Annotated in this window: 20 protein-coding genes; 11 read left to right on the top strand and 9 right to left on the bottom strand. The window is 50.6% G+C overall.

What is annotated here, in order from left to right:
* Positions 1-7: 7 nt before the first annotated feature.
* From ACYQ3S_RS00155 to ACYQ3S_RS00180, 6 genes are all read right to left on the bottom strand, one after another.
* Positions 8-3,004 (bottom strand): type I restriction endonuclease subunit R, encoded by a 2,997-nt coding sequence (locus ACYQ3S_RS00155; protein ID WP_459686773.1) that lies wholly within the window; start codon positions 3,002-3,004, stop codon positions 8-10.
* Positions 3,004-3,384, bottom strand: a complete 381-nt coding sequence (locus ACYQ3S_RS00160) for a hypothetical protein (RefSeq protein WP_459686774.1) — start codon at positions 3,382-3,384, stop codon at positions 3,004-3,006. The genes ACYQ3S_RS00155 and ACYQ3S_RS00160 overlap by 1 nt, the downstream gene beginning before the upstream one ends.
* Positions 3,381-4,628 (bottom strand): restriction endonuclease subunit S, encoded by a 1,248-nt coding sequence (locus tag ACYQ3S_RS00165; RefSeq protein ID WP_459686775.1) that lies wholly within the window; start codon positions 4,626-4,628, stop codon positions 3,381-3,383. The genes ACYQ3S_RS00160 and ACYQ3S_RS00165 overlap by 4 nt, the downstream gene beginning before the upstream one ends.
* Positions 4,625-6,340, bottom strand: a complete 1,716-nt coding sequence (locus tag ACYQ3S_RS00170) for a type I restriction-modification system subunit M (protein ID WP_459686776.1) — start codon at positions 6,338-6,340, stop codon at positions 4,625-4,627. The genes ACYQ3S_RS00165 and ACYQ3S_RS00170 overlap by 4 nt, the downstream gene beginning before the upstream one ends.
* Positions 6,337-6,540, bottom strand: a complete 204-nt coding sequence (locus ACYQ3S_RS00175; RefSeq protein WP_054339137.1) for a type II toxin-antitoxin system prevent-host-death family antitoxin — start codon at positions 6,538-6,540, stop codon at positions 6,337-6,339. The genes ACYQ3S_RS00170 and ACYQ3S_RS00175 overlap by 4 nt, the downstream gene beginning before the upstream one ends.
* 98 nt (positions 6,541-6,638) lie before the next feature.
* Positions 6,639-7,103 (bottom strand): hypothetical protein, encoded by a 465-nt coding sequence (locus ACYQ3S_RS00180; RefSeq protein ID WP_242864969.1) that lies wholly within the window; start codon positions 7,101-7,103, stop codon positions 6,639-6,641.
* A 111-nt stretch (positions 7,104-7,214) separates the two neighbouring features.
* Between ACYQ3S_RS00180 and ACYQ3S_RS00185 the strand changes: the two genes are divergently transcribed.
* A complete protein-coding gene (locus ACYQ3S_RS00185; protein ID WP_081032467.1) occupies positions 7,215-7,526 on the top strand; it encodes a helix-turn-helix domain-containing protein in 312 nt (103 codons plus the stop codon).
* Positions 7,527-7,575: 49 nt separating this feature from the next.
* Here the strand turns inward: ACYQ3S_RS00185 and ACYQ3S_RS00190 are convergent, their stop codons facing one another.
* Positions 7,576-7,830, bottom strand: coding sequence for a DUF6061 family protein (locus ACYQ3S_RS00190; RefSeq protein ID WP_459686777.1), 255 nt, complete (start codon positions 7,828-7,830; stop codon positions 7,576-7,578).
* Positions 7,831-8,092: 262 nt separating this feature from the next.
* Between ACYQ3S_RS00190 and ACYQ3S_RS00195 the strand changes: the two genes are divergently transcribed.
* Both ACYQ3S_RS00195 and ACYQ3S_RS00200 read left to right on the top strand, forming a co-directional pair.
* The gene (locus ACYQ3S_RS00195; protein ID WP_459686778.1) at positions 8,093-8,554 is read left to right on the top strand and encodes a hypothetical protein; all 462 of its coding nucleotides are present in this window, start codon (positions 8,093-8,095) and stop codon (positions 8,552-8,554) included.
* Between the two features lie 10 nt (positions 8,555-8,564).
* On the top strand, positions 8,565-8,759 hold the full coding sequence (locus ACYQ3S_RS00200) for a helix-turn-helix transcriptional regulator (protein WP_459686779.1): 195 nt from the start codon (positions 8,565-8,567) through the stop codon (positions 8,757-8,759).
* Positions 8,760-8,818: 59 nt separating this feature from the next.
* Here the strand turns inward: ACYQ3S_RS00200 and ACYQ3S_RS00205 are convergent, their stop codons facing one another.
* Entirely contained in the window at positions 8,819-10,144 is a 1,326-nt protein-coding gene (locus ACYQ3S_RS00205; protein ID WP_459686780.1) for a sodium-dependent transporter, read from the bottom strand.
* A 226-nt stretch (positions 10,145-10,370) separates the two neighbouring features.
* Here ACYQ3S_RS00205 and ACYQ3S_RS00210 point away from each other — a divergent pair, with 226 nt between their 5' ends.
* From ACYQ3S_RS00210 to ACYQ3S_RS00235, 6 genes are all read left to right on the top strand, one after another.
* On the top strand, positions 10,371-10,811 hold the full coding sequence (locus ACYQ3S_RS00210; protein ID WP_107630467.1) for an ACT domain-containing protein: 441 nt from the start codon (positions 10,371-10,373) through the stop codon (positions 10,809-10,811).
* A 29-nt stretch (positions 10,812-10,840) separates the two neighbouring features.
* Positions 10,841-12,052, top strand: coding sequence for a homoserine dehydrogenase (locus tag ACYQ3S_RS00215; protein WP_459686781.1), 1,212 nt, complete (start codon positions 10,841-10,843; stop codon positions 12,050-12,052).
* A 12-nt stretch (positions 12,053-12,064) separates the two neighbouring features.
* Positions 12,065-12,955, top strand: coding sequence for a homoserine kinase (gene thrB / locus ACYQ3S_RS00220; RefSeq protein WP_459686782.1), 891 nt, complete (start codon positions 12,065-12,067; stop codon positions 12,953-12,955).
* Positions 12,956-13,005: 50 nt separating this feature from the next.
* Positions 13,006-14,214 carry an aspartate kinase gene (locus tag ACYQ3S_RS00225; RefSeq protein WP_054325916.1) on the top strand — a complete coding sequence of 403 codons (1,209 nt, stop codon included), beginning with the start codon at positions 13,006-13,008 and terminating at the stop codon, positions 14,212-14,214.
* Between the two features lie 96 nt (positions 14,215-14,310).
* Positions 14,311-14,499 carry a hypothetical protein gene (locus ACYQ3S_RS00230; protein ID WP_107630470.1) on the top strand — a complete coding sequence of 63 codons (189 nt, stop codon included), beginning with the start codon at positions 14,311-14,313 and terminating at the stop codon, positions 14,497-14,499.
* A gap of 164 nt (positions 14,500-14,663) precedes the next feature.
* Positions 14,664-15,785, top strand: coding sequence for a helix-turn-helix domain-containing protein (locus ACYQ3S_RS00235; RefSeq protein WP_459686783.1), 1,122 nt, complete (start codon positions 14,664-14,666; stop codon positions 15,783-15,785).
* 35 nt (positions 15,786-15,820) lie between these two features.
* On the opposite strand, the gene ACYQ3S_RS00240 is transcribed toward ACYQ3S_RS00235, so the two are convergent.
* Complete coding sequence (locus ACYQ3S_RS00240; RefSeq protein WP_459686784.1) at positions 15,821-16,372, bottom strand: cysteine hydrolase family protein; 552 nt, start codon at positions 16,370-16,372, stop codon at positions 15,821-15,823.
* 138 nt (positions 16,373-16,510) lie between these two features.
* On the opposite strand from ACYQ3S_RS00240, the gene ACYQ3S_RS00245 reads away from it, so the two are divergent.
* A complete protein-coding gene (locus tag ACYQ3S_RS00245) occupies positions 16,511-17,215 on the top strand; it encodes an N-acetylmuramoyl-L-alanine amidase (RefSeq protein WP_459686785.1) in 705 nt (234 codons plus the stop codon).
* A 10-nt stretch (positions 17,216-17,225) separates the two neighbouring features.
* Positions 17,226-18,581 (top strand): DNA repair protein RadA, encoded by a 1,356-nt coding sequence (gene radA / locus ACYQ3S_RS00250; RefSeq protein WP_459686786.1) that lies wholly within the window; start codon positions 17,226-17,228, stop codon positions 18,579-18,581.
* The last annotated feature ends 52 nt before the right edge of the window (positions 18,582-18,633 follow it).

The raw sequence follows: 18,633 nt of genomic DNA on the forward strand, positions 1-18,633 counted from the left end.
TCAACAGCTATGGATGGATTCCACTTCCTGTTGTGCTCCGCAATCGTTCATAGACAACACCTACCAACAAATCACGAACGGTATCTCCGAACTTGGCGTCATCCAGAACCCTTTCGCAGAACTGCTGATTCTGCGCCATGCGCCCGATAACCACGTCCATAAACGCATCATTAAAGGGAAACCGGAAATGTTCTTGTGAATTGTTGCGGGCTTGGACACGCAATTCCTCATTGGCATCCATATCAGAAACAATCTGCTCCAAGACCTTGTCGATATTGGTAAACTCTGTACCGAACTTTTCGTTGATTTTATCAATCAGCTCAGACAGGGGAGCCTTTTCTTCCTCTGGCTTTGGCTTTCCGGGATGAAGTTTATTGGGCAACGGCTCACTCTGCTCCAGCGCAATAGACCCTTCAAAAATCTTCTGAACCCGGTAATATTGCAGCGATACTTCATCATCCAGAAATATAGGACCGCCGCCATCTCGCTTTGGAAGTTTCTTCTGAAGAAATTTTGCGTAAGCATGGAACTTATGCAGGTCGGCATCATCTAATCGGATGATGTTGGTGAGGAATGTGTAGGTACGAACAAACTTTGCGAGGGTAGACTTGAATTCTTCCTGCTCGTTCTCATCCAAACCGTTATACCGATCCACTGCCGGATCAAGGAAACTGTTGAGTACGCCAAAATCCATATTCCCCTGTTTCTTGGTAGGCTTGAAAAATGCTTTGGAGAAAGCCTCAATCTCACTCTGCCAATACACACGAAACTCATCCAATTTGGATTTCAGTTCATATACGATGTTGGCGTCTGTTGTCTCCTCAATACTGGTTTCTTCATAATACGGGGCAAAAGCGGCTCGTATATCCTCGGCAGAATTTACAAAGTCCAGAACAAATGTATCATCTTTTCCGAAGCAGGTTCTGTTCAATCTGGAGAGTGTTTGAACAGCTTTTACACCGCTGAGCTTTTTGTCTACAAACATGGTGTGCAGCAACGGCTCATCAAAACCAGTTTGGTATTTTTCCGCAACCAAAAGTACCTGGTACTCGCCGCTGTGGAATTTTTCCGGCAGTTCGCTTTCTTTTATCCCGTTTAGACTGACTTCGGTATATTCCTCGCCGCCATCATGAACAGTCCCAGAAAAAGCGATCAGGATGCCCAGCTCATTTTCGTATCCCATCTTTTTGATGTAACGCTGAAACTCCTGATAATACCGGACTGCGTGCAGGCGTGAGCCGGTCACTACCATTGCTTTGGCCTTGCCGCCAATCTTGTCTTTGGTGACAGTGCGGAAGTGTTCTACGATGATCTGGGTTTTCTGGGCCAGATTGTGCGGATGCAGACTTAAGAATTTGCCAAGCGCCTTATTTGCCTTGCTTTTTTCATAGCGGGGATCATCGGCAATTTTCTTGCCGATTTTGAAATAGGTATCGTAGGTCACATAGTTTTTCAGAACATCCAGAATAAAACCTTCCTGAATGGCCTGCTTCATCGAGTAAATGTGAAAAGCATGAGGAATACCGTTTGCATCCGGGGTTCCAAACATCTCCAGCGTTTTCGCTTTGGGTGTTGCGGTAAAGGCAAAGAAGGACAGGTTAGGCAACCGGCCATGTGTAGCCATTTCTTTTGCGATTTCATCCTCGCTGTCGGATTGCTTGCGCTCTTCCTTGGCCTCCTCATCCGCAACCTTTTGGAGCTGTTCTTCTTCCGTTAGCCCCTCAGCGTTTCCCAGGATCGCCTTCATTTTTTTGCTGGCTTCTCCGGTCTGAGAAGAATGGGCCTCATCCACAATGACCGCAAACCGCTTGCCGCTTAAATCATCTACCTTTTCAAGGATAAACGGGAACTTCTGAAGTGTGGTAATAATGATTTTCTTACCTGTGTTCAAAGCATCTGCCAGCTGTGCGGCGTTGTTGTCGATTTTAGTCACAACGCCTTCTACGTGCTCAAACTGGTAGATGGTATCCTGAAGCTGTTTATCCAATACGAGGCGATCTGTAATTACAATGATGCTGTTGAATACAACCTTGTCATTTTTATCGTGCAGGTTAGACAGATGGTGTGCCAGCCAAGAAATAGAGTTGGATTTTCCGCTCCCCGCACTGTGCTGAATCAGATAATTGTGTCCGGTTCCGTTTGCGTAGACATCGGCAACGAGCTTGCGGACCACATCCAGCTGGTGGTAACGTGGGAAGATCATAACAGACTTTTTAGGATTCTTTTTATCTTCCTGCAAATGGATAAATCTCTGTACAATGTCCAGCAGACTGCCTTTTTGCAGGACTTCTTCCCACAGATACGAAGTCCGGTAGGTGCTGTTCCCAACAGGGTTTCCCTTGCCGCCGTTGTTTCCCTTGTTGAACGGCAAAAAATAGGTGTTGATGCCATTGAGCTTTGTGGTCATCCACACTTCTTCGGTATCCACGGCAAAGTGAACCAGGCATCGAGCTTTGAACGAAAGCAGAAGTTCTCTGGGATCACGGTCTTTCATGTACTGACGCTTTGCATTTTCGACAGTCTGACCGGTGATTGGATTTTTCAGTTCCACCGTCGCAACAGGCAATCCATTGATGAACAGCACAACATCTATGGAGTTCTCATTTTTCAGGCTATAATGCACCTGCCGGGTGATGGAGAGAATGTTCTTCTCATAAAGTGCCTGACTGGTTTGGTTCATGCCGCTGGCAGGCTTGAAATAGCACAGGGATAGTTTAGCGGGAGCATCTACAACGCCATGCCGCAGCACATATAATGTTCCGTATGTATCAAGATCACGATACAGCTTCTTCAGAAAACCCGTTTCCACATTCTCTCCGTGTTTTCTGCACAGCTTTTCCCATTCTACGGGCTGGCTGTCTTGAAGAAACCGAAAGAGCTGCTTGGTGTCTATGGCAAATTCACGATTATAGTCACGGGGATTCCCTTTGATATATCCGCCGTGGTCAATCAGGCTGTATTCAATCTCTTGTTCAAATGTAATTTCTTTGGTTTCGATTGCCATTATTGACCACCTCCTATCAAAGTGCAAATCCAGGGGATCAGTCCAACCATACCGCCAATGATGGCCGATATGACAGCAATCCGCCATTCCCGCCGAGAGAGTTTTTTCTCGGCTTTTTTTGCGGCCTTTTTGTTAGTGAAATAATTTTGACCATCCACTGTGAGAGACAGATAATATGGAATGTTGTCAGCCCACTGTGTTTTTACATAACCACATTCTCTTAATTCCCGAAACGTTTCTCGGAGCAGGGTATCCTGCTGCATGGATAATCCGTCAAACCGCTTACTCCAATAAGCCGCATTGTCCTGACCGCTGGCTTGGAGGTCGATAATTTCTTTCAGCAAAGTTTCGCCTTGCGGTGACAATTCTTGATAGTTCATTCTACTGCCACCTTTCCGGTTACCACCTCAGAAATGACGCTTTGGCGGTATTCCTTTAGTTTTTCGATCTGTTCTGTAATATCCGCAATGATGCTGTCAATTCGTGCGGTTTCCTTATTCAAATATTCGGCAATGTCTTTTTGCTCATCCATTGGAATCAAGGGGAGAGGAACCTGCACAAAGTTTGAAAATCTCAAATCTTGACCATCACGGATAAAGTTTGCCGTGCGCTGCAATGCCTGAATATATCGGGGAGACTTGAACAGCCACTTGAAATACTCCGGTTCCACACCCGCCTTAGGCTTCAGAACAATGTAATGCCACGTGATGCACCCTGGAATATAGCTGATTTCCAACCCGCCTTGAAAGCTACGCAGACTGATTATGAAATCGTTGGGCTCGACATGCTTCCAGTTTTCCAGTCCTTTATCGGCCAAAACAATTTTATAGCTTTGCTTTTCCATATAATCTTCTTGAGAGATAATGCCATACTTTTGGCTGGCAGTTAGCTGAACATCTGTTTCGTGGCGGGTTTCTTTGCTTTGAGCAAACAATGCCTTTGCCGGAACAATTCTCCAATTTTCGGGGACTTCGCCCAGCCATTCAACACTACTTTCGTACATTTTAGCCGTAGTTTTTATACCTCTTGTGACCGCATTGTTTATAGTGGTTGTCCGCTTTTCTTGCAGTAGAGTAACAAGAGATTCCTTTTGTGTGAGTAGTGCGTTGATGGCAGCTACTTTTTTATCGAGATGCTTTGAAATTTTCTTTTGAACACTTAACGGTGGAAGCGGTATCTTTATTCGGTTCATCGCCGATTGCGTCAATTTGTTAAGGATAGCCCCATTTATATATTCTTTATAATCAACGGCATTAAGCACATAAACAATATACTTTGGGTCAGCATTCTCCTTTATTCGCAGTACATGGATGTGATTGTTTGCCCATATGGGTTCAGTAATATGAAAAGCCACGGGACGTGTATGATCAAAAAAAGGGGCACCATCCTCACCTAAGAGAACAAGCTCTTCGTCAAACAATGCCTTGTCAACGTAATCAACAATGTTGCCTGCTCCCCAATACGGGATATTTCCTTGCATATCGGCACGCAAATTAAGCTCAACAGGAACTCTTTTTCCGTCAAGACATTCAATAACGTAGCGCAGCTGTGAAAGATTCCAGGTAGTAGGAATCTCTCCGATCCATGGAACGCTGCTATTTTTATAATCTGAATATTTCTTCATTCGGCAAACACCTCCGCCAAGCTCGCTTGGATGCGTTCCTCCAGAGCTCTAATATCTTCCATAATCACAGAACTGTCACGCAGCGGAGTGAATTTGTAGAAATAGCGGGTAAACGGAATCTCATAGCCGATTTTGGTCTTGCTCTCGTCAATCCAGGCATCCGGCACAAACGGCAGAACCTCACGACGGAAATATTCGTTGATGTCTTCCTTCAACGGCACCATTTCGTAGTCACGAAGGGAGGCATCTGCTTTTCTATTTCCTTTGCGGTCGATTACCGGTGTACCATCTTCGTCGAGCAGAGGTCGCTCTATAACAATTTTCCGGTATCCGAAATCTTCATTATCCAGATCCATATAGTTCTCATCCGGCTCGTAGGTGCTGTACAGGCGCACCAGTTCCGCACGATTTTCCGGGCTAATTATGTTGCGCTTATTGCCGAGACCCTTGCGCATCTTTTCAAAGAAACCGGCTCCGTTGATCAGACGCACTTTGCCTTTTCTGCGGTTCTCTTTGCGGTTGGTCAAAATCCAGATATAAGTGGTAATGCCGGTGTTGTAGAACAGCTGATCCGGAAGGCCAATAATAGCCTCCAGCAGATCGTTTTCAATAATCCAGCGGCGGATTTCACTTTCTCCGCTTCCGGCATCACCGGAGAACATTGGCGAACCGTTAAATACAATACCGATGCGACTTCCACCTTTTTCCGGCGGGTTCATTTTGGAAATCAGATGTTGGAGAAACAGGAAAGAGCCGTCCGAGATGCGGGGCAGACCAGCGCCAAATCTGCCACGATACCCTTGAGAAGCCGCTTCGTCCTTAATGAACTTCTCTACCTTTTTCCATTCCACACCAAAAGGAGGGTTGCTCAACATATAGTCAAATGTCTGGGACTTGAATCCGTCCTCATTGAAGCTGTTTCCCAAAACGATACGGCTGTTGGTATTACCTTTCAAAATCATATCGGAACGGCACGTTGCGTATGTTTCGGGGTTTAATTCCTGCCCAAAGGGGATTACCTGGGTCGTGCTGTTCAGAGACTCCATTTTGTTCTGGGCAACGGACAGCATTCCACCCGTGCCGCAGGCCGGGTCCAGAATGGTGATGACCTTTCCGTCGGTATTCGCAATTTCGTCCATATCGGGATCGAGCAGCACTTCTACCATTAGTTCGATTACCTCACGGGGCGTGAAGTGCTCACCAGCGGTTTCGTTGGACTGCTCAGAAAATCGCCGGATCAATTCCTCGAACATATATCCCATTTCCAGATTATCAATCTGGGTATCGCTCATATCAATCTCCGCAAAACGCTGCACAACCAGATAAAGTAGATTCGCCCTTGATAGACGATCAATTACCCCGAAAATTTCAAAGTTGTCCATGATTTCACGGACATCTTCGGAAAAGCCATTGATGTAATCCCGCAGATTGGCTTCGATAGCGTTGCTGTCATCCATCAGTTTTTCGAAATCAAACTGGCTGACATTATAGTAATCATGGCCAGTCATGCGCTTAAAAATAGGGCGCTTGTTGCTGACCGTCAAAGTCTTATTGGCTTCCAAAATTTTTGCCTTGGAAGGTGCAAGTACACAGTCAAAGCGACGCAGCACAGTAAAGGGCAGAATCACCTTGCCGTATTCGCTCTGTTTGAAATCGCCACGCAGCAAATCGGCTATGCTCCATATAAAATTGGCCTGTTCATTGATGTTCATATATCTGCTCCCTCTTCCCTGAGTCTCTTATACCGTTCGTATGAGATAACGACGTTCTGCGGCTTGTTTTGCTTGCTGACAATCAAAACTTTGTCCTGCTCGTTCACTTCCTTGAAAATGCGTGAAGCCTGGCCCTTTTGAAATGATGTAATCGCTTCATAATCCGGCGTCACGGTAGAAGCGGACCTCTTTTTCGCCACAAAACCACCTCTTTTCGGCAAAATATGTCGATTCAATTTTAGCACAAAGTCATTACTTTTCGCAAGATAAAAAACTATATTAAAGTAATGACTTTTTCTTATAAATCGTTATGGGGCAAGGCTGTCACATGGATTAATCCCTTTCCCTCTCTTTTTCTTGCATATTCGAGAAGATCTCTTGCATTGCTGGCAGGGTGCCACGCATAGGCAATGAGGAAATCAGTATGATCGACCATATACCGATTTGCCCTGACAATAGCAACCTTACGAGGGACATTTTCCATCCCTGGAGGATAGTAGGTACTGTCAAATCCATCCGGTACAGGAATCGGGCGCTCTGCTGGATGGTACGGCAGCAATAATGTCAGTTCGACTTCTGGATGGGTTTGTTTTGCGGTTTTTACGGCTTTTGCCGCAAGACCGTCAAAACATCCATAACGGCCAACAATAAATTCAGTAACGCCGTAGCGGACTATATGCTCCTCAACAGCGGCGCATAGCACTGGGTAAATTTCTTCCGGTGTTTCTCTGTGCCCAATAAAGAAACAGCTTTTCTGGCTCACTGAAATCATTCTCCTTTTGCTTGTGTATATCGTTAAAATTATACGATTAAAATTATTAAAGAGCAACGACAAACAAAAGTATAATTTACGAAGAACACAAGCAAAGGGGTGATGCAGGTGAAAGATATTCTCTCTGCCATAACCACATATCGAGAGGAGCGGGGCTGGACGGAGTATCAGCTTGCAGAACGCTCTGGTTTGCCTCAATCTACGATCTCCTCGTGGTATCGCAAGAATATGGTTCCCACTATTCCGTCGTTGGAAAAAATCTGCATGGCTTTTGGCATCACGCTTTCTCAGCTATTCGCAGAAGAAGATTCACCGGTTTCTCTGACTGATTCACAAAGGAAGCTCCTGGAACGATGGTCAAGATTGAGTGAAGAGCAACAAGCCGTAGTGTTTGCTTTAATTGACAAAATGTAAAAAAGCCGCCAGAAGCAGCATCGCATGGATGTGCCTCTGGCGGCTTTGCTTATGAATCGAAATCTAACTGTGGAGCCTCCGTTACGGTTCGCAGGTATTCTTCCGGATCGCCATTCAAAATCAATTCTGCATAGGACAGCGGATCGTTGTAGATGAGCCAGTCCAGTTCAGACCGCTGGAAACGATTATTCGCCACCTCATCCTCAACAGCGGTGCAGTTAATGGAAATTATGCTTCCGTTAGAATAGTTCAGTTCCACACAGGCGGTGTCGATATTAAACTCACAGGAAAGTAATGTTTTCATAATGCTATCCTCCAATATAGGCTCTGTTAACAAGAAAAACTCCCGCCTAATTCCTGTTAGGAATCAGACGGGAGTTTCGTATGCACCCGAAAACCGTCAGCTAACAGTTGATAAGTGATTTACTTCCTTATCACTGTCAAGCCAACCCGTGGGATTTCTTTTGTGGAGAAAAGTCAAAAACTCTTGACATTTTTGTGGGTGTGCGGTATGCTGAAAATGTAAAATAAGTTTGATATTACACGAAAGAGCGGGAGGGTTTGATATGGGAGCAAAGAGCTATATTTTGATGGCGCTGCCAATTGTGTTTCTGGTTGGTTTTCTTGCTCTGTTTATATGGATCGGGAGAAGGCGGCCGCTGCGTTTCACCGCATTGGCCGATAAGCTTGGTTTGCAGCCCGGGATGCAGCGGGCGGACGAGATGGAGCGTATGATCCAATACAAAGCAATCTCTATTGCATACACGGTTATGCTGTTTGGCTTGCTGGGGTGTACCCTTTACAGCGTATTTGTTAAAAATGAAAGCATGCCGCTTTCCAACGGCGTTCTGTTGCTGGGCGTGCTGACACAATCGATCGCCACACTTGCGCTGCGGCATCGGTATACGGAGGGCGACGAGGAATATAAGCCCTATCCGCTGTGGAAGACTCTGCTGATCGTGCTGGTATTCGGCCTTGCAGTCGGTGCGCTGGGAGCAATGCTTGCTATCGGGATTATGATGATATGAGTGAAGATATATGAAGAACGGTATCAAAGCGCTGCGGAAAGCCCGCGGCCTGCGACAGGAGGATATGGCAAAGCTGCTCGGTGTTTCGCGCCAGACCGTGGTGGCAATGGAAAATAACAAATATGATCCGACCTTGGAATTGGCGATGAAGGTTGCCCGCTTATTGGAGCAGCCGGTAGAAAGCATTTTCTTTCTGGAAGAATAAAAGGGCTTCCCCTTAAGGGGAAGCCCTTTTATTGTCTGCTATGATATCCAAAATAAACGTCAGCCAATGCCGCCGGGGATCAGGAAGCTGAATACGACGACGAGCGCTGCCAGGAAAACATACACATATTTTGCGAGAGGATCAAATACACGGCTGAGCGGTTTTTCCCGACCAAGCATAAGCTCTTTTTTGATCTCCTTGACGCCCAGCACCCAATAAATCATGACCGCGCCGAGAATCGCGCCGATCGGAACCACATAGATCGTAATAATATCCATCCATCTGCCCATCAGCGCCTCCTGCTCGATCAGAAGGCCGACAGCAAGCGTTGCAATGCCGGAAAGCACAACAGCGGTTTTCCGCTTGAGCTTGAGACGGGTCTGCGCCGCTTCGGAAACCGCCTCGAGCATGTTGGCAAGCGATGTGATGCCGGCAAAAAGGACGGAAAGGAAGAACAGGAAAGCAAACAGCCGCCCCATCGGCATTTGTTGAAAGACGCGGGGCAGAGTGATAAACAGCAGCTTGGGGCCGGATGCGGGATCAAGCCCAAATGCAAAGACCGATGGGATAACGGCAAAGCCGGCGAGCATAGCCGCGCAGGTATCGAGCAGCGCGGTCATCGTGGAGGAGTGGACGATATCCTCTTTTTTGCTCAGATAGCTGCCGTAAATGATCATACCGGAGCCTGTGACGGAAAGGGAAAAGAACGCCTGCCCCATCGCCATGACCCAGGTTTTGGGATTCAAAAGAAACTCCCATTGGGGGACAAACAGATACCGGTAACCATCCAGTGCGCCGGGCAGGAAAGCGACGCGCACCGCGATAATCAAAAACAGGATGAAAAATGCAGGCATCATAACTTTATTGATCTTTTCGATGCCGCCCGACACACCGTAGATCAGTATGGCAACCGTCATCAGCACAACGATCGTGTGCCAGGGAACGCTGGACAAATGTGTGCTGCTCATCTGGGAAAAGAATGCTTCCGGCTCCGTGTGCATCAAGGCGCCGGTCAGCGCGCCAAATGCGCTGCGGACCACCCAACCGACAATAATGGCGTAGCCGATCGCAATGCCGAGCGACCCAAACAGCGGAATTGCGCCGAGAAAAGCGCCGCCTTTTTTGCCGCGGCTTTTCATCGCGTGCTCATAGGAGCCGATCGGTCCGGTGCCGGTCAGGCGGCCGAACGCAAATTCGCCCGACAGGCCGACGTATCCAAACAGAGCGACAAACAGCAGGTAAGGAATCAGGAACGCCGCGCCGCCGTACTGCCCTGTGCGGTATGGAAACATCCAGATGTTTCCCATGCCGACCGCGGAGCCGACTGCGGCAAGAACAAATCCTACTTTCGAGGTAAAGGTGCCATTTCCGTTTTTTTGTTGCATAGTGCGATTCTCCGTCTCTAATTTCACATGTTTTTTAGTATATCATAGTTTAGGGAATTAAGCCATATTGGATTTGCCAAGAAATCGGATACAGCTTTGTCGAATCATACAAAAGGATTTTGTGAAAAACAAGAATTTTATCACATATTCCCTTGCTTTGCAGGGGTTCATATGGTATGATAGGAAAGCGTGAAAAAGACATCTGTCTTTTTAGGGAGGACAACGCATGATTAAGCCAAAATATTATCTGGTCGAGCGGACATTGCTGCCCGAGGTGTTTCAGCGCGTGATCGAAGCAAACGAAGCGATTGCCTCTGGAAAGGCGGCCACCGCAAGCGAGGCGGCGAAAATAGCAGGGCTGTCCCGCAGCGCCTATTACAAATATAAGGATGGCGTCCGGCCATTTTTTGAGGCGACGACCGACCGGATTGTAACATTTCATTTCATGCTGCACGATCAGCCTGGGATGCTGTCGAGTATTCTGGGGCTTATGGCGCGGTCCGGCGCCAACCTGCTGACGGTGAACCAATCCATCCCCATGCGGGGGCAGGCCTCGGTCACGATAGCCGCGCGCACCGGTGAAATGAAATATTCCGTCGAAGAGCTGGTGCATCGGGCGGAAGCGCTGGAGGGCGTAAACAAGGTGGAAATTTTAGCATCCGAATAAGAGAACAGCCGAAAGGAAGAGAATGACGTATGGTGAAAGCAGCTATCATGGGCCATGGCACGGTTGGCTCCGGCGTATATGAGGTATTTGAAATGAACGCGGAAAAAATCGCCCGTGTGCTGGGGGAGCCGGTTGAGGTGAAATATGTACTCGACCTGCGCGATTTTTCCGCATTGCCGTATGGGAATAAATTTGTAACGGATTTTTCCGTTATAGAAAACGATCCGGAGATTTCGGTCGTGGCTGAGGTCATGGGCGGCGTCGGCGCGGCGTATGAGTTCACCAAGCGCTGCCTGCAGGCCGGCAAGAGCGTCTGCACCTCCAACAAGGAGCTGGTCGCGACCCGAGGGGAGGAATTGCTCCAGATTGCGCAGGCGCACGGTGTAAATTATATGTTCGAGGCATCGGTCGGCGGCGGTATTCCGATTATCCGCCCCATGCTGCAGTGCCTCGCGGCAAATGAGTTCGACGAAATCTGCGGTATTCTCAACGGAACGACAAATTATATCCTGACCCAGATGATCCATAACGGCGTCACCTTCGAGGACGCGCTGAAACAGGCGCAGCTCAACGGCTACGCGGAAAAGGACCCCACAGCGGATATTGAAGGGCATGACGCCTGCCGTAAGATCTGCATTCTTTCCGACCTGGCTTTTGGGGATAAGTTCGATCCGGATGCGGTTTCCTGCGAGGGCATCACGAAAATAACGCTTGAGGATGTGGCCAACGCGGATAAGCTGGGCTGCGTGATCAAGCTGCTGGGCCGTTCCGTGCGCTGCGAGGATGGAACCGCGTATGCATATGTTGCGCCGCACCTGATCCACAAGGAAAGCCCGCTGGCTGCGGTGGAGGATGTGTTCAACGCGATCATGATTAACGGCAACGCCACGGGGGAGGTCATGTTCTACGGAAAAGGAGCCGGCAAGCTGGCGACAGCCTCCGCAGTCGTGGCGGATATGATGGACTGCGTGGAACACCGTGACCACCGCCGCCGTATTATGTGGGGGGATGGTTCGCGCTGTTTGCTTCGGCCGTTGGATACGCTGCAAAGCGCATGGTATGTCCGGTTCAAGGGCAGCCAGAAAGATCTGGAAGCGGTTTTGCCGGTCGAAAGTGTGACAGAACCGGTCGACGGCGTGGTGGTTGTGAAAACCAGCAAACTGGCGACCGCCGATATGCAGAAAAAAATCCAGCAGCTCAACGCCTGCGGCAAGGTCTGCGCGGCGATGCGCATGCTCTAAGGGGGAAAACACATGGTAAGGGTAACGGTACCCGCGACAAGCGCAAATATGGGGTCGGGCTATGACAGCATCGGCATTGCGCTTGAGCTTTATAATATTATCGAGATGGAAGAATGCGACCACATTGATATTTCGGATAAAAACGGTCAGTTAATTCCCAAGGATTCGCGGAATTTGATTTACCAATGCGCGAAAAAGGTGTATGATGAATGTGGCTACAGCCTGAACGGGCTGCGCATCGTCGAAGACTGTGCGATCCCGCAGACAAGAGGGCTCGGTTCCTCCTCCGCCTGCACAGTGGCGGGGATTATGGGAGCGAATGAGATGCTGGGCGAGCCGCTTGACCGGCAGGCTGTGATCGATTTGGCCGCAACGATCGAGGGGCATCCGGATAATTCCACACCGGCGATTCTCGGTGGCTTCTGCGTTGCGCTGCTGGAAAACGGGCATGTACACCATGTGCGCGTGCCGGTACACAGCGCCATTGACTTTATTGTGTTTATCCCTGACTTTAAGCTGTCAACGGAAAAAGCGCGCGCCGCGCTGCCCAAGACGATTGCGCATCATGACGCGGTCTATAATTTAGCGCGCGCCGCCCTGCTTGCAGGCTCGCTGACGACCGGAAAGCTGGATAATCTGGATGTTGCGACAAGGGACTGTCTGCACCAGCCGTACCGGTTCGGCCTGATCGAAAACGGGGAGGACATCATACGGGAGGCAAAGGAGCTGGGGGCGTTAGGCGCATTTATCTCGGGCGCCGGCCCGTCTATTATCGCAATGGTCTATAAGGGGGACCGTGACTACGCCGCGCGCGCGCAGGCCTTGTGTGCGGAAAAATATCCGCACTGGCATGCGGTGCAGCTTCGCTGTGATGAGGTCGGCGCGACAGTCAAGCGTATTTGAAGCAGGACCGTTTTTGACGGTAGGCGATATAAGGAGGAAACGTAACAAGTATGAGTCTTATTGTGCAGAAATTTGGCGGAACCTCGGTGGCAAATACCGAACGCCTGAAAAACGTGGCGGACATTGTGACGAAAACGGCACAGGCGGGCAACCAGGTTGTTGTCGTCGTATCCGCGCAGGGCGACACAACGGATGACCTGATCGCAAAGGCGGCAGAGCTGAACGACCATCCCTCCAAACGGGAGATGGATGTGCTGCTCAACACAGGGGAAATGATCTCCATGTCCCTGCTCGCGATGGCGATTCAGAAGCTCGGCTTTTCCGTGGTCTCGCTGACCGGCTGGCAGATTGGGCTGGAAACCAACAGCAATTATTCGGACGCGCGCATCAAGCGCATTTCGGGCGACCGGCTGAAGGCGGAATTGGATAACGGGAAAATCTGCATCGTCGCAGGCTTCCAGGGCTTGAACAAAATGGGCGACCTGACAACGCTCGGCCGCGGCGGGTCGGATACGACTGCGGTTGCGATCGCGGCAACGCTGGGCGCGGACCTGTGCCAGATTTATACGGATGTGGACGGCGTGTACACGACCGATCCGCGTATCGTACCCGGCGCGCGCAAGCTGGAAGCGATCACCTATGATGAGATGCTGGAGCTGGCCTCGCTCGGCGCGCAGGTCCTGCACAACCGAAGCGTTGAGATGGCAAAGAAGTATAACGTCGACCTGGAGGTCATTTCGAGTTTTACCCGCAATCCGGGTACAAAAGTCAAGGAGGGTTCTCACATGGAAAAAATGAACGTTTCGGGGGTCGCCCGTGATAATAACTGCGCCCGTGTTGCGATTATCAATGTTTCCGATACGCCCGGCACCGCGTTCAAGGTGTTTTCGCTGATGGCCAAGCATAACGTAAATATCGATATTATCCTGCAGTCCGTCGGCCGCGATAACAAAAAATCCATTTCGTTTACCATACGGCAGGATGATGCGGACCGTGTGGGAAAAATCCTGCGGGACAATGCCGAAATGCTGGGATATGAGGACGTGTCGATCAGCACCAAAGTAGCGAAGGTTTCCATTGTTGGCGCAGGCATGGCGTCTTCCGCAGGCGTGGCCTCCAAAATGTTTGAAGCGCTGGCCATGGCCGGAATCAATATCCGCATGATTTCCACTTCGGAGATCAAGATATCTGTCCTGATTAACGAAGAAGACAGCGAAAAGGCAGTCAAAGCCATTCATGAGGAATTTTTTGGCGAATAACCGCTATTGATATTTATTTATCAATCTCGTTGACAATCGGTTGGGCGCACGCTATAATTAAACCAGAGTTTGACGACAAGAAAGGGAGAATTACAAATGAAGAAGCTTTGGTGCCTGTTCCGCCGCCGCTTCGCAACGGGGACGGAAAAGCTTTGTGTAGCGTTTTCCGAAACAGAGGGCCGCGTCCGTGCCTGTCCTTACGCAACAGAGGAAGAAGCGAAAGAAAAGTGCGCGGAATATGCTTTCAATAATCGCTCCGAAGGGGAAAATGAGGGCATAGAATAAACCGGTTTACATAAGGCTGAAAAAAGCTCCGGAAGAGACGTCTTTCGGGGCTTTATTTGTCCCTTTCGCGCATGTCAACCGTTGGTTGACAAAAAGAAACGACCGGTTGGTGGCATTTTCAGAGGAAAAGCGGTAGCCTGAAATAAAGAAAAGGCGGTGATCAAATGACTACGGGCGAAAAAATAGCAGCCCTGCGCCGGAGGGCAGGCATGAGCCAGGAGGCGCTGGCGGACCAACTGGGGATATCGCGCCAGGCGGTATCCAAATGGGAAGCGGATCAGGCGGTGCCGGGCATGGATAATCTGGTGGAACTGGGGCGGATATTTGGCGTGCCGGTCGATGCGATTCTGCGTCCGGACAGCAGGCTGCCGGAAAGTGAATCCACGGAACCGGAAAACGCAGCAGCCCCAGTCGCCCCTCTGAAGCAGCCGGTGCTGACAGGGAAAATCAGGTGGTTTGCGATCGCGGCTGTGCTGCTTGTTCTGGTAGTGGCTTTGTGTAATCTTGTGTCCCTCATATGGATCGGACGCCTGCAGGAGCGTGTAGAGGGACTGCAGGCGCAGGTCAATGCCATGCCGGAGCGAACGGATACCGTTTATATCCCGCAGTCCGGCGCGCAGGAGGAAAGCGCGCTGGCAGATTTCGATGTGTCCTATGATTTGCAGTATGATCCGAACGCACAGCTTGCGGAGATGCTGCATGTGTCAATTTATGCCCGACCGAAAGAACTGCATCCGGAAAACGAAACCGCGAAGTTCTCCCTCCAAAGCGGTTCGTCCAGCTGGACCTGCGGTGCGCTGTTGGGTCAGGACAACGCCTATTCCGGCGATACGGAAATCCCCATGCGGGATGCGTTTTCGGTTTATCTGGTATTGACAGATAAAGAGAGTGGCATGGTTCGTAATATTTTGGTGGACCATTTGACAGGCGTGGAGGATGCCTACACGCTGCAGTTCAGTTCGAGATGGCAGACCGGAGGTATTACATCCAATTGGAGCGGGACACATGTATCGGGGTATTTGGAGATTCAAGTGTATTCCCTTGCTCCGTCCATGCGTGTCGCACCCCAGAGCGCGGCGCTCATTCTGCGCAAGGGAGACGAAGAACTCGAACGCATGAACGTAATGATTAACGCAACCGAGGAGGAGTTAGCGCTCCATATGCTGCATGAAATCTACCTGTATGCAGAGCCGGACTGGACGGTCAGGGAACCGTTGGAGGCGCTGACGGTAGAACTGGAAATTGTGGACGACTACGGCCGTACCACGGTATGGGAGATCGATTAAACGGAAAAGAGGGACCGCTTATGCGGTCCCTCTTTTCAGCGGTTGATAACGGTCATTTGCAGCCCCTGCATCACATCGAGCGCCTTTTCATGCAGGACAGGGTCAAAGCTGCGGCACAGGGAAGCATCCACGATAATCTGGGCTTCCGGCCATTGCGCCTGCAGGAGCGCGGCATTGGAAATGACGCACATATTCGTCACAACGCCTACGACCATGATCTCCTTCAAATCGGGAAGCTCACTTCCCAGCTTGGCAAGCTCTGCCGGCGGCATGCCAAAGGTGTGCTTGCAGATGTTGTGGATTTGATGATTGGCACAGGTCTCACAGCATAGCTCCTGCGTTTTCCCATAAAGGCGCCAGCCCTGTTCCTTTGGATTGCAGTGGGGAATGGGCAGCGCGCGCCCTTCCCGCGTCTCCAAATACAGGTCGTCATGGGTGTCATAGGTGAATAAGACGTGATCCCCCTGCGCCAGATACGCCTGGGCCAGGTGGGCGATCCCATCGTCGATCGCGGCGGCACCGTCAAAGCCGAGCGAGCCGGTCACAAAGTCATTTTGATAATCGATCACTGCAAGTAGCTTGTTCATAACCCATACCCCTCCATTTTTATAATTGTATCATAGCATGATTTTGTGCCGGTAACAACGATTTTATTGCACCACGCTATGAAGTGGATTATAATAAAAACAAGTCGCGCATATGTTTGGAGCACGGAGGTGCGCGCGATGCAGATCAAGATGGGAAAAAGAATGGTGCTTGGCGTAATGGTCGGATTGCTGGCCGGCCTGACTGCGGTTCACAGCAGCGGTATTGTGCAGACAATAGCGGAAAGCCGCGCCTCCCGCACACTGGTGATCGACGCGGGACATGGCGGTTTTGACGGCGGCGCGGTTGGGTCGAACGGCACAGCCGAACAGGATATCAATTTAAGCATTGCACAGCGGCTGTATGGCCTGGCCGGTTTTTTCGGTGTGCAGGCAGTGATGACACGGCCGGATACGAACGCCTTGGATTACGACCCCTCCCGACCGGTGAGGGAAAATAAAATTTCGGATATCAAGGCGCGGGAGCAGATCGTGCAGCAGGCGGCAAATCCGATATTTCTCAGCATCCATCTGAACAAGTTCAGCGATCCGCAATACCATGGAGCGCAGGTGTTTTATTCCGCCAACCATGCGGGCGGCCGCGTTCTGGCGGAATACCTGCAGAACAGCCTGATTTACGGCTGCGATCCGGAAAACCGGCGTCAGGCCAAGCAGGCGGAAAGCTCGATCTATTTGATGAAAAAGCTCACCTGTCCGGCGGTGATCGTCGAATGCGGTTTTTTATCCAATGCGGAAGAGGAAATGAAGCTGAACGATCCAGACTACCATAAAAAGCTTGCCGCCTGCATATTGCGCGGATACCTGCAATATGTAAATGGCGGCTGACGGAGGAATTATGAAACAAAAATCGGTTTATTTGTGCAGCGACTGCGGCTATGAAAGCCCAAAATGGTTCGGGAAATGCCCTTCGTGCGGCGCTTGGAACACAATGAGCGAGTTCAAGATACAGCCGGAATCAGCGGCCCGCGGGACCAACAGCTTCCCGCGCGGCGCATCGCGGCCGGTGCCGCTCAGCGAGATTGAAAGCGGGGATGAGGCGCGGTTCCATTCCGGTATCGGGGAGCTCGACCGCGTTTTGGGCGGCGGCGCGGTACATGGCTCCTTTGTTTTGGTCGGCGGCGAGCCGGGAATCGGCAAATCCACGCTTTTGCTGCAGATGTGCCAGGAGATGTGCCGGAACGCCAAGGTGCTGTATGTATCGGGGGAGGAATCCCTCCGGCAGATCAAGCTGCGCGCGGCGCGGCTGCAGATTTCCTCGCCGGAGCTATACATTCTGTCCGAAACGGATATGGAGCAGATCATCCAGGAAACTGAGCAGATGGAGCCGGATATCCTGATCGTGGACTCGATCCAGACCGTGTATAAACGGGATCTGACCGCCGCGCCGGGCGGTACAACGCAGATCAAGGAATGTGCGATGAGCCTGATGCAGTACGCCAAAAATAAAAATGTGACTATTTTTATCGTCGGCCATGTCAACAAAGAGGGGACGCTGGCGGGACCCAAAATTTTAGAGCATATGGTGGACTGCGTGCTGTATTTTGAGGGAGAGACGACAGGGCCGTTCCGCTGTCTGCGCGCGGCAAAGAACCGTTACGGCTCCACCAACGAAATCGGCGTATTTGAGATGAGCGATCATGGTCTGCTGGAGGTTAACAATCCTTCGGCGGCCATGCTGGCCGGACACCCGCAGGGCACCTCCGGCAACTGTATCGCCTGTGTGATGGAGGGCAGCCGCCCTCTGCTTGCCGAGGTGCAGGCGCTCGCGGCAAAAACACAGTTCGGTGTGCCGCGGCGCACGGCGGCCGGGGTGGACTATAACCGGATGGTGCTTCTGCTGGCGATTCTGGAAAAACGCTGCGGCTTTTTCCTTTCGTCCTCGGATGTATATGTCAATGTGGTCGGCGGCATGCGCCTGGACGAGCCTGCGGTTGACCTGCCCATGGTTCTGGCGATCGCGTCCAGCTTTCGGGACAAGCCCCTGCCGGAAGGGGTAATGGGCTTTGGGGAGATCGGGCTTACCGGCGAGCTGCGCGCGGTGTCGGGCGCAGCGCAGCGGATCAACGAAGCGTACCGGCTTGGCTTCCATACCTGCATCATGCCGATGCAGGACATCGATGAGGCGCTGACGAAAAAAATGAATATCGTGCGGGTGCGCACGGCCGCCGATGCGATTCGTGCGGTATTGTAAAACTGCAAATTACTACAAAAAATACGGGAGTAAATCCGGCCTTTTTGCCGCA

The sequence above is a fragment of the Agathobaculum sp. TL06 genome, from assembly GCF_054658635.1.

Bases quoted from the DNA above. Each gene is read 5' to 3' on its own strand.
- ACYQ3S_RS00155 (WP_459686773.1), bottom strand. From the start codon at position 3,004: ATGGCAATCGAAACCAAAGAAATTACATTTGAACAAGAGATTGAATAC.
- ACYQ3S_RS00160 (WP_459686774.1), bottom strand. From the start codon at position 3,384: ATGAACTATCAAGAATTGTCACCGCAAGGCGAAACTTTGCTGAAAGAA.
- ACYQ3S_RS00165 (WP_459686775.1), bottom strand. From the start codon at position 4,628: ATGAAGAAATATTCAGATTATAAAAATAGCAGCGTTCCATGGATCGGA.
- ACYQ3S_RS00170 (WP_459686776.1), bottom strand. From the start codon at position 6,340: ATGAACATCAATGAACAGGCCAATTTTATATGGAGCATAGCCGATTTG.
- ACYQ3S_RS00185 (WP_081032467.1), top strand. From the start codon at position 7,215: ATGCAGGTGAAAGATATTCTCTCTGCCATAACCACATATCGAGAGGAG.
- ACYQ3S_RS00190 (WP_459686777.1), bottom strand. From the start codon at position 7,830: ATGAAAACATTACTTTCCTGTGAGTTTAATATCGACACCGCCTGTGTG.
- ACYQ3S_RS00195 (WP_459686778.1), top strand. From the start codon at position 8,093: ATGGGAGCAAAGAGCTATATTTTGATGGCGCTGCCAATTGTGTTTCTG.
- ACYQ3S_RS00200 (WP_459686779.1), top strand. From the start codon at position 8,565: ATGAAGAACGGTATCAAAGCGCTGCGGAAAGCCCGCGGCCTGCGACAG.
- ACYQ3S_RS00205 (WP_459686780.1), bottom strand. From the start codon at position 10,144: ATGCAACAAAAAAACGGAAATGGCACCTTTACCTCGAAAGTAGGATTT.
- ACYQ3S_RS00210 (WP_107630467.1), top strand. From the start codon at position 10,371: ATGATTAAGCCAAAATATTATCTGGTCGAGCGGACATTGCTGCCCGAG.
- ACYQ3S_RS00215 (WP_459686781.1), top strand. From the start codon at position 10,841: ATGGTGAAAGCAGCTATCATGGGCCATGGCACGGTTGGCTCCGGCGTA.
- thrB (WP_459686782.1), top strand. From the start codon at position 12,065: ATGGTAAGGGTAACGGTACCCGCGACAAGCGCAAATATGGGGTCGGGC.
- ACYQ3S_RS00225 (WP_054325916.1), top strand. From the start codon at position 13,006: ATGAGTCTTATTGTGCAGAAATTTGGCGGAACCTCGGTGGCAAATACC.
- ACYQ3S_RS00230 (WP_107630470.1), top strand. From the start codon at position 14,311: ATGAAGAAGCTTTGGTGCCTGTTCCGCCGCCGCTTCGCAACGGGGACG.
- ACYQ3S_RS00235 (WP_459686783.1), top strand. From the start codon at position 14,664: ATGACTACGGGCGAAAAAATAGCAGCCCTGCGCCGGAGGGCAGGCATG.
- ACYQ3S_RS00240 (WP_459686784.1), bottom strand. From the start codon at position 16,372: ATGAACAAGCTACTTGCAGTGATCGATTATCAAAATGACTTTGTGACC.
- ACYQ3S_RS00245 (WP_459686785.1), top strand. From the start codon at position 16,511: ATGCAGATCAAGATGGGAAAAAGAATGGTGCTTGGCGTAATGGTCGGA.
- radA (WP_459686786.1), top strand. From the start codon at position 17,226: ATGAAACAAAAATCGGTTTATTTGTGCAGCGACTGCGGCTATGAAAGC.